A 9,197-nucleotide genomic window follows, 5' to 3' on the forward strand; every position below is an offset into this window, starting at 1 on the left:
GTGCCGCCAGCCCGGCCAGGGCGGCACGCAGGCGGCGGGCATCCGCCTGCCAGGCCTGGACACGTTCAGCCTGCTGCGGATTGGCAGCAAGCCAGGCCTGCACTTGCGCGCGCCGTTCAGGCTCGAGGCGCTCGTCGACGAACGCGTGCAGCTCGGCTTCGGTGGGGGTCAGACGGCTCATTTCAGTCTCCGCAATGCCGTGGGTCGGGGGGTGTCTTCGGTCAGGGCGCGCAAGGCGGCGCGGGCCCGTGACAGGCGCGACATCACCGTACCGATGGGAATCTCCAGTGCCTGGGCGGCCTCCTTGTAGCTCAAGCCTTCGACGCTGACCAGCAGCAACAGCGCGCGTTGTTCACTGGGCAAACGGGCGAAGGCCTGCAGGTCGACCTGGGCCAGCAAGGTGGCCTGTGGGTCGTCGGCATCGGCATACGCGTGCGCTTCAGCGTGGCCGAACCAGTTCAGCCAGCGAGCATGCAGGCGCTCGCGACGTTTGCCGTCGAGAAACAGCCGATACAGGATGGTGAACAGCCACGCCCGCAGCTGTTGCGGGTCGCGCTGTTGACTGCGCCGGATCAGGGCGCGCTCGACCGTAGCCTGGACCAGGTCATCGGCGCTCGCCGCATGACGGGTCAGGCCCAGGGCAAAACGCCGTAGCCGGTGCAGCAGGTCCCGCCATTGGTGGTCGTCCAGCTCATGCATGATCGGGTCCGCGCCGAGGTTCGATATAACCAGCAGACGCTTTGTGGGGGAATCTATTCCCTTGGCACAGAAAGAAGTCTTGCGCCCTGAACAACGCCCATGAGCGCGGCACCCTCGACACCGGGTGCTTCAGCGTCGTGGACAGCGCCTGCCCGCGACGCACGATCGCAGCCTGCGACCTGGCGCGGGGAATAAACCGGCAGCGCCCGCGTCGTACTCGCTCATCGACTGATTCGGACCCTCTCCCATGAACACTCCCTTGCACGGTTCGGCCAAATGGCTGCGCCTGGCGGCCATCGGCGGCGGCCTGGCAGCACTGGCCGGCACCTTTGCCTATGCTGCAGGCTGGATCGGCGTCCAGCCGCTGACGCCACAGCGCATCATCGACACCTTCGAGGCGCAGGCCGGACAGCACCCAGGTTACCGCAAGAATCACGCCAAGGGCCTGTGCGTCAGCGGCCGGTTTCTGGGCAGCGGCCAGGCTGCCACCCTATCGACGGCGCGGGTCTTCAGCCAGGCGCAGGTGCCGGTGATCGGGCGCTTTGCCATCGGCGGCGCCAACCCTTTCGCACCCGATACTGCCGTGCCGACGCGCAGCCTGGCGCTGGAGTTGCGCAGCGACGACGGCGAGGTCTGGCGCACCGGCATGAACAACCCGCCGGTGTTGGCCGTCAGCACCGCGCAAGGTTTCTATGACCAGGTGCTGGCCGGCACCCCTGACCCGGCTACCGGAAAACCCGACCCCGCCCGGCAACAGGCGTTCTTCGCCGCGCACCCGGAAAGCGCTGCCTGGCGCCAGTGGGCGGCCAGCTACAAGGCCAGCGACAGCTTCGCCAACACGGCCTACAACAGCATCAACGCGTTCGTGCTGATCGATGCCAACGGCAAGCGTCAGCCGGTGCGCTGGCAACTGGTGCCGCAAACACCGTTTCAGCCGCTGCCAGGCCAGGCGAGCGACCCGCAGTTTCTCCAGCACGACCTGCAACAGCGCCTGGCCCACGGGCCGCTGCGCTGGACCCTGCGTCTGACCCTTGCCGAGCCCGGCGATGCGGTCGACGACCCGGCCAAGCCCTGGCCCGCCGAGCGGCGCACCGTGGACGCCGGCACCCTGGTGCTGGAGCAGGTCGATGGCCCTGAACAGGGCGCCTGCCGCGATCTGAATTTCGACCCGCTGATCCTGCCCAGCGGCATCCAGGCCTCGGCCGATCCGATCCTTGCCGCCCGTTCGGCCGCCTATGCGGTGTCGTTCGACCGACGCAGCCGCGAAACCCTGAGCACCGGAGCCCGTCCATGAGCCCGTCGTCCACGCGTCCCACCACCTTCCACCCACTGGCCCGCCTGTTGCACTGGCTGATGGCGCTGATGATCGTGGCCATGCTGTTCATCGGCGTGAGCATGGTCAGCGACCTGTCGCTGCGCCATCCGCTGCTGGTCGAGCTGCACAAGGCCACCGGCCTGGCCCTGTTGGCCCTGGTGATCGTGCGTATCGGTGTACGCCTGAGCCTGCCGCATCCGCCACTGCCCGGCGATCTGCCGCGCCTGCAACGGGTGGCCGCAGGGGCTTCGCACCTGGTCCTCTATGCGCTGATGCTGGCCATGCCGCTGCTGGGCTGGGCAATGCTCTCGGCAGGCGGCTACCCTCGCCCGCTCGGCCTGCCAGCGATTGCGCCGCATGACCTGCAACTGTACGCCGCCCTGCGCCTGGCGCATGGCTGGGCCGGTTATGCGCTGTTCGCGGTGGTGCTGGTTCACTTGGGGGCGGCCTTGATGCATGCGCTGGTGCGTCGGGACGGGGTACTGACCAGCATGTGGCCGGGGCGGCGGATGCGGGCGCGTGACGAGCGCTGAGCAGCGTGTTCGCGCCAAGGTGAATCAAGCACCCCGGCAATCAGCGCACCCTGCCGGTTAGCCCGTTTGGGGCTGCGGGTCGACATATGTAAGCAGGTATTACTACTATGTGGCCGCACCCTCACCGGACCTTCTCATGACCTCTAACCCGCCACTTAACGCCACATCCAGCACGCTCGACCTGCGACCGCTGCTCCTGGTCAACATGACCTGCACGCTGTCGATGATGGCCTTCGTTGCCCTGATCGGACCGATTGCGCGTCTGTTGGGCATGGCCACGTGGCAAGCTGGCGCCGCGGTCACGGTCTCAGGGCTGGTCTGGGTAGGCTTGGCACGACCCTGGGGGCGTTTGTCCGATCGCTATGGCCGGCGCCGGGTACTGCTGCTGGGCAGTGCCGGGTTCAGCGTGGCGTATTGGGCCCTGTGCCTGTTCATCGATGGCGCGTTGCGCTGGCTGCCCAGCGCAGGGGTGGCGTTCGTTGGGTTGATGCTGGTGCGTGGTTTGATCGGCGCTTTTTATGCCGCGCTGCCGGTCGCCGGCAACGCCCTGATCGCTGACCATGTCGCCCCGCAGCAGCGCGCGCGCAGCATGGCACTGCTGGGTGCGGCCAATGCCGTGGGCCTGGTGCTGGGTCCGGCGCTGGCCGGGTTGCTGGCCCGGCACAGCCTGACCCTGCCGTTCTACCTGCTCTCACTGTTGCCGGCGCTGGCCTTCGTGGTGCTGTGGCGCACCCTCAAGGCCGAACCGCGGCATCAGGCCCAGGCGCCGAATGCAGTCCGCCTGAGCGACCCGCGCTTGCGTCGTCCCTTGCTGGTCGCGTTCAGCGCCATGCTCAGCGTGACCGTGTCGCAGATCACTGTCGGCTTCTATGCCCTCGACCGCTTGCGTCTGCCGGCGGCAGAGGCCGCGCAGGCAGCCGGGGCGGCGTTGACCACGGTGGGCGTTGCACTGATCCTGTGCCAGGTGTTGATCCGCCGCCTCGACTGGCCGCCGCTGCGCATGATCGGCGTCGGCGCCTGCGTTTCCGCGCTGGGCTATGCCAGTGCCGCGCTGGCCATGACCGCGCCCCAACTGTGCGCAGCGTTCTTCGTCGCGGCTGCGGGCATGGGCTTCGTGTTTCCGGCCGTCTCGGCCTTGGCAGCCAACGCCATGCAGGCCTCGGAGCAAGGCGCTACAGCAGGCTCGGTGAGCGCTGCGCACGGCTTGGGTGCGGTGGTCGGGCCGCTGGCTGGCACCTTGGTCTACGGGCTCGATCCGCGCCTGCCGTACCTGCTGGTCGCGCTGCTGCTGCTACTGGTCGGGCTGTGGCCCAGACCCGGCGCTGCGCCGCGCTGAGACGCGCAGCGCGCCACCCGACAGAGTGTGTTTTAATGTTTCGCTTATTATTATTGACACCTCTGACATCAAGGCGGCTATGGACACTGGGACTCGACTCAAGCTGGTGCGTGAACGCAACAACCTTTCCCAACGTGAACTGGCCCGCCGCAGTGGCCTGACCAATTCCACCATCTCGCAGATCGAACAGAACCGTGTCAGCCCCTCCGTCAGCTCGCTGAAGAAGCTGCTCGAAGGCATCCCCATGTCCCTCGCCGAATTCTTCAGTTTCGATGAGCCGGTGCGCGAGGAACGCTTCGTGTTCCGCGCCAGCGAGCAACCCGACCTTGGCCGCAACGGCCTGCGCATGCTGCTGGTCGGCGCCAGCGTCGAAGGCCGGCAGATGCGCATGCTGCGCGAGCTGTACGCGCCGGGGGCCGATTCGGGCGAGCCGATCGTCCACGCCGAGGGCGAAGAATGCGGCCTCGTCACCCGTGGCACCGTCGAGCTGTGGGTCGATGGCCAGGTCAGCGTGTTGAACCCGGGTGACGGCTACTACATCCCCACCACCCTGCCCCATGCCTTCAAGAACGTCGGCCCCGACGAGGCCGAGATCATCAGCGCCAACACCCCGGCCAACTTCTGAATCCGTTGCCGCCCAGCGCGCGCGAGGTGTACCAGCACCTGCGCGATGTGGCGCAAGGCGTACGCCTGTTGCACGTCGTGTCACGGACCGCAGCGGGTGAGGTGTGCGTGGCCATCGACGGCTGGTCGCTGACCCTGCTGCTCGACGTCGACGGCCTCGCCGGCTGCCTGCGCTGCCACCGTGCAGACGGCGGGCTGGCCAGCCTGGCCGACTGGCCACGCTACGGCACCAACCCCACCGACTTCCTCAGCCTCTGGGAACGCCAGCGCCTGGAAGCGTTGCTCACTGCCCGCTAGCGCTCGGCCATGCCGGATGCTGCGCTTGAAGCGAACCTGGGCAGCGCTTATAGTCAGCGCCGGCGTGCACCACGCCACCCGTCCGCGGAAAGGGCTGCGCCCCGGTGCCTGCCTCGCCATCTTCATCCAACGACTCCAGCCTGACTGCGGACAAGGCGTATCCAGGAGCTCGTATGTCACTGCCCTACCAGGTCAACGATGGCCGCCTCAACCTCGATCAACAGCGCAAGCGCGCCAAAGATCTGCTGCGCCGCTGGCGCGCCGGTGATGCCGAGCGGCTGCCCGCCATGGACCGTCCGCCGCGCCTGGCCGATGCGCAGTGGCTGATCGCCCAGGAGCTGGGCTTCTCCAGCTGGCCCAGGCTCAAAGCCCACTGCGACGCGTTGCGTTTTGCCAGCGAGCATCCCGGTTTCGTGGCCAATGACATGCCCGAAACGCGTCATTGGCGCTGCGGCAACGACATCCAGCACAGCCTGCAACTGGCAGGCTTCAAAGGGCAGTTCCGTATGCTCACCGACCCGCTGTGCATGGGCCCGGTGCCGGCGCTCGCGCTGGCCGACTATTTCAATGTGCGCAGCGCGTTCATCAGCCACGCCTTCAATCTGGATCTGCCACAGGCGCGCCAGCGTCTGCAACACGAATACGCTGCGCTGCAGCAGTTGCAAGGCGAGCAACCTACAGTGCTGTGGTGCGAGGCCGATGCCTACGATCAACTGTTCCTGCTGCGCGCCCTGGCAGGTTTGCCCGAGCTGCCACCTGACCTCAGCCTGATTGCCATCGACCGAGTGCCTGGGGTAGCGCGCTTCATCGGGCTCGGCCAGCTGGCGCCGGAATTGCTCGCCTGGCTATGGCCACAGCGCCGCCCGGTGACGCCGGCGATGCTCAGCCTGGCGCGCGACGCCTGGGCGGCCTACCAGGCGCCGGACCCCACCCGCTGGGCGCAGTTGGCCCACCTCGAGCACGCCGCCTTACCGCTGCTCGCCCCCGCCCTGTTGCGCCAGTTGCAGGAGCTGCCGTCAGTGCACGACGGGCTGGCACTCACTGAGCGCCTGGCCCTGAAGGCGGTGCAGCGTTCAGGCCCGTTGCCGTTTGGCTATGTCTACGCACAACTGATGCAGGAGCACGATCCGCTGCCGAGCCTCGGCGACCTGATGTTCCACGCCCTGCTGCGGCCGTTGATCGATGCGCGCCGCCCGTTGCTGTACGAAGACGACGCGGCGCTACCCTGGCCACGTCGAACCCTGACGCTCACCGCCCTGGGCGAGCAGGTGCTGGCCGGCGAGGCCTATGGCCTGGACTGCCACGATGAGCCGCGCTGGGTGGGCGGCGTGCGACTGTGTCCAGGCCGGCCACACTGGGCGCTGGACGCGGCGCTGCGGCCTGTCTGGCACGCCGCCTAGCATCAGAGGGTGGTGGAGAAGCGTTGAGCGAAGGTCAGGCTGCGATCAACCCGGCCTGACCCGGTCTCGAGGCGTTCCAGCCATGGCCTGGCAGTGGGAAACCGGGCAGTACCGTCGGCCAGGGTCGGGCGGTGGTATTGCCGGGCTACCGCAGTGCCCACTGGCGGGGAACGTTTCATCGGGCTTCCCCGTTCAAGGAGCTCGTCATGACCCAGGTTCGTCCACTCCACTACACGCAGATCGTGCGCAGCCTGCCGCACTGGAGCCAGCAACTGCCCGCCACCACCTTGCATGAGGTGCTCGGCCATGCCCGCAAACCCTATCTCGATACCGCCGGCAAGCCTTATCCCTGGTATACCCATGCACCGGCCCTCGACCAGCAGGCCCTGGTGCGGGCCATCGAGCGACGCCAGGCCAGCCTCGCGACCCTGCAACGCCAGCTGGCCCCGCTGCAGGGCATCAGCGCATTCTGCACGCCGTTGCTGCAAGCGCAGTTGGGCCTCGATACGTCGGTGCTGCAGGCGCAGTACCTGTTCCAGCCCACCGACGTGCAGAAACCCACCACGCCGCCCAACGGTCCCAAGGTGCCGAACGACCTGCTGCCGGTGATTGCCAAAGGTAAGCCGCAGGTGCGCAGTCTGCTGGAAGCGGCCCTGCACAACTTCGAAGGCACCCACGACACCACTCGCCTCAGCCGTCTGCAACGCACCGCGAACGACCGCGCTGCGCTGGAGGGCTTGAGCGTGACCGGTTTCATCGAGCAGTGCCGCGCACTGGACCTGGGCCAGCGCTATCAGGCCCACCTCAGCGAGGTCTATGACGGCGCGGCAGCAGCGGCTATCCGCAGCGCCGCCCTTGCCGCACGGCAGGATGATTTCCGGGTGCAGGTCAGAGTCGCCGCATTGAAGGGCGCGATCAGTGCCGTCTGGTCGAGCCAGCTGCAGGGCCTGTGCACCGATACCCATGAATCCCGCGGCCTTTACTGCTGGCAGCTAGCGCTGTTTGGCGTGCCGATTCACGAGCTGTTCATGGTCCGTGCCCGTGATGCTGCACAGCATACCAGCGTGGTGTTGTATTGGCCGCACAGCCCCGAGCCGGTGCAGGCCTTTGCCTCGCTGGCCGACGCTTTCGTCCACCTGCGCACGGCCCTGGCTGATCGTGACACCCGCAAGCGTTTCATCGCGCTGGCCCCGCACCGTCTGCAGGCCGAACTGCTCGGCAAGCTCAAGCACGCCCTGTTCGAGAACAGCGATGCCGATGGCGACATGCCGCTGCTGCCGCGCGATAACGTCCACCTCGAGGTCACTGAACACCCGCTCGACCCTTCCCTGTGGGCGCACCTGGAAACCCGGCACATCAGCCGCCTCAAGGGCGACGCACGCAGCATTGCGGTGCCCACTGCCGAGGTTGACCGTGAAGTGCGCCTTAAGCAGCTGGCGCACTGGCTGGACATCGGCCTGAGCGTGCTCAACGTGGCGGCGATGTGCGTGCCGGTACTCAACCCGCTGATGCTGGCCATCGGCGCTGCGCAGATCACCGACAGCGTGTTCGAGGGCGTTGCCGCCTGGGAAGACGGCGACAACGCGCAAGCCCTGGCACAGCTGGAATCGATTGCCCTCAACCTTGCTCTGGGCGCCGCAGTGGTCGGCGCCGGGGCTACACTGCAGGCCTCCGGCTTCGTGGATGCCCTGCGCAGCATCAAGACCGATGCCGCCGAGCGCCTCTGGCAACCAAGCCTGCGCGGTTATGCCAGCAGTGTCGAACTGCCGCCGCTGGCTCACCCCAACGCGCTGGGCCAATACACGGTCGACGGACGCACCTACGTGCGCATCGACGCCAGCCTTTATGAGCAGTTTGAAGAGGCGGATGGCACCTGGCGCGTGCGCCATCCCTCAGCCAGCAATGGTTATGCCCCTGAGCTCAGCCACAACGGCGAGGGGGCCTGGCGGCTGGCGCTGGACAGCCCCCTGGAATGGGACATGGACACCTTGATCGGACGCCTCGGCCAGGCCGATCACAACCTCAGCGAACACGACCTGCGCTGCGCCTGGCGCAGCACCGGGCTGGCCCCTGAAGCGCTGCAGGTCGTGCACCACGACGCCACCGCGCTGCCGCCTCGTTTCAAAGCATTGATTGCCCGGCTCAGGGCTGATCAGCGCGTCGACCGGATCATCGAACACGTGCGCGTGGGCGGTGCCCTGCCGGCTTCAGACAATTTCGCCCTGCCTGCGCTGGTCGAGCTGCCAGGCTGGCCGCAGGACCACCTGATCGAGGTGTTCTCCGGCAGCGAGCGCTTTGGCGCCTCGACCCTGTACGGGCGGCTGCCGCGCCAAGCGGGCGACGTGGTGGTGCAGATCAGCCGCAGCGAACTCGAAGACGGTCACCTGGCGCACGTGGTGCTGATGCAGCTGGACGATCCTGCCGTACTCGACCTGGCGGGGACTACCCTCGAGGCATGCACTACGGCCCTGCAGACACGCCTGGCCGAGCACCTGCTCGCCCAGCGCCGCATGCTGTACCAGCGACTGCACGACGCCGCCATGCCGGCGCTGTCACCTGCCGGCCTTCGACTCGCGGCGCAGTTCCCCGGCCTGCCAGCAGGCACCGTGCAAGCCATCGTTGCCCAGGCCAGCCGGCTGGAACGTCAGGCCCTCCTGAAACCAGCGGCGCACATTCCGCTACGGGTCCTGGAAGAAGCACGCGTGATGCTCGCGCAGGTACGTCTGGACCAAGCCTTGCTGGGTTTGTATCGCCCTGCGCTGGCGAACCTCGACACCAGCGTGCTCATCGAAAGCCTGCAAGCCCGCCACCCCGGGCTCAGCGGCGAGGCGCTGTGGGAACTGGCCGTCAACCAGCGAGCGCTGTGCGCCGAACTGCTCGGCCAGCAGCCGATTCGACCGGGCTATCGCTCACCGATGCGACTGAACCATGGCCAACTCGGCTACCCGCTCAGCGGCCGCGCAGTCCCCCGTCGCCTGCGCGAAGCCGCCCTG

General features: G+C 67.5%; 9 protein-coding genes and 1 pseudogene. 7 read left to right on the forward strand and 3 right to left on the reverse strand.

Features of this window, described 5'->3' with window-relative positions; genetic code table 11:
* Both RT028_RS18640 and RT028_RS18645 read right to left on the reverse strand, forming a co-directional pair.
* Positions 1-181, reverse strand: a pseudogene (locus RT028_RS18640) (anti-sigma factor); the annotation flags it as partial.
* The gene (locus RT028_RS18645; protein ID WP_312936729.1) at positions 178-699 is read right to left on the reverse strand and encodes a sigma-70 family RNA polymerase sigma factor; all 522 of its coding nucleotides are present in this window, start codon (positions 697-699) and stop codon (positions 178-180) included. The pseudogene RT028_RS18640 and the gene RT028_RS18645, both read right to left, overlap by 4 nt.
* Positions 700-946: 247 nt before the next feature.
* Between RT028_RS18645 and RT028_RS18650 the strand changes: the two genes are divergently transcribed.
* The 6 genes from RT028_RS18650 (at position 947) to RT028_RS18675 (ending at position 6,204) form a co-directional block, all read left to right on the forward strand.
* Positions 947-1,993, forward strand: coding sequence for a catalase family peroxidase (locus RT028_RS18650; protein WP_312936731.1), 1,047 nt, complete (start codon positions 947-949; stop codon positions 1,991-1,993).
* On the forward strand, positions 1,990-2,547 hold the full coding sequence (locus RT028_RS18655) for a cytochrome b (protein ID WP_312936732.1): 558 nt from the start codon (positions 1,990-1,992) through the stop codon (positions 2,545-2,547). The genes RT028_RS18650 and RT028_RS18655 overlap by 4 nt, the downstream gene beginning before the upstream one ends.
* Positions 2,548-2,683: 136 nt before the next feature.
* A complete protein-coding gene (locus tag RT028_RS18660) occupies positions 2,684-3,883 on the forward strand; it encodes an MFS transporter (RefSeq protein WP_312936734.1) in 1,200 nt (399 codons plus the stop codon).
* Between the two features lie 79 nt (positions 3,884-3,962).
* Entirely contained in the window at positions 3,963-4,508 is a 546-nt protein-coding gene (locus RT028_RS18665; RefSeq protein WP_312936736.1) for a cupin domain-containing protein, read from the forward strand.
* 26 nt (positions 4,509-4,534) lie between these two features.
* Positions 4,535-4,804 carry a hypothetical protein gene (locus tag RT028_RS18670; protein WP_409567305.1) on the forward strand — a complete coding sequence of 90 codons (270 nt, stop codon included), beginning with the start codon at positions 4,535-4,537 and terminating at the stop codon, positions 4,802-4,804.
* 173 nt (positions 4,805-4,977) lie between these two features.
* The gene (locus tag RT028_RS18675; RefSeq protein WP_312936738.1) at positions 4,978-6,204 is read left to right on the forward strand and encodes a DUF1835 domain-containing protein; all 1,227 of its coding nucleotides are present in this window, start codon (positions 4,978-4,980) and stop codon (positions 6,202-6,204) included.
* Between the two features lie 2 nt (positions 6,205-6,206).
* On the opposite strand, the gene RT028_RS18680 is transcribed toward RT028_RS18675, so the two are convergent.
* Positions 6,207-6,383, reverse strand: coding sequence for a hypothetical protein (locus tag RT028_RS18680; RefSeq protein ID WP_312936739.1), 177 nt, complete (start codon positions 6,381-6,383; stop codon positions 6,207-6,209).
* A 27-nt stretch (positions 6,384-6,410) separates the two neighbouring features.
* On the opposite strand from RT028_RS18680, the gene RT028_RS18685 reads away from it, so the two are divergent.
* Positions 6,411-9,197: dermonecrotic toxin domain-containing protein (locus tag RT028_RS18685; protein WP_409567306.1), on the forward strand; the 2,787-nt coding region annotated here is incomplete at its 3' end.

This window comes from Pseudomonas sp., from assembly GCF_032058845.1.
In the GTDB taxonomy this organism is placed as follows: domain Bacteria; phylum Pseudomonadota; class Gammaproteobacteria; order Pseudomonadales; family Pseudomonadaceae; genus Aquipseudomonas.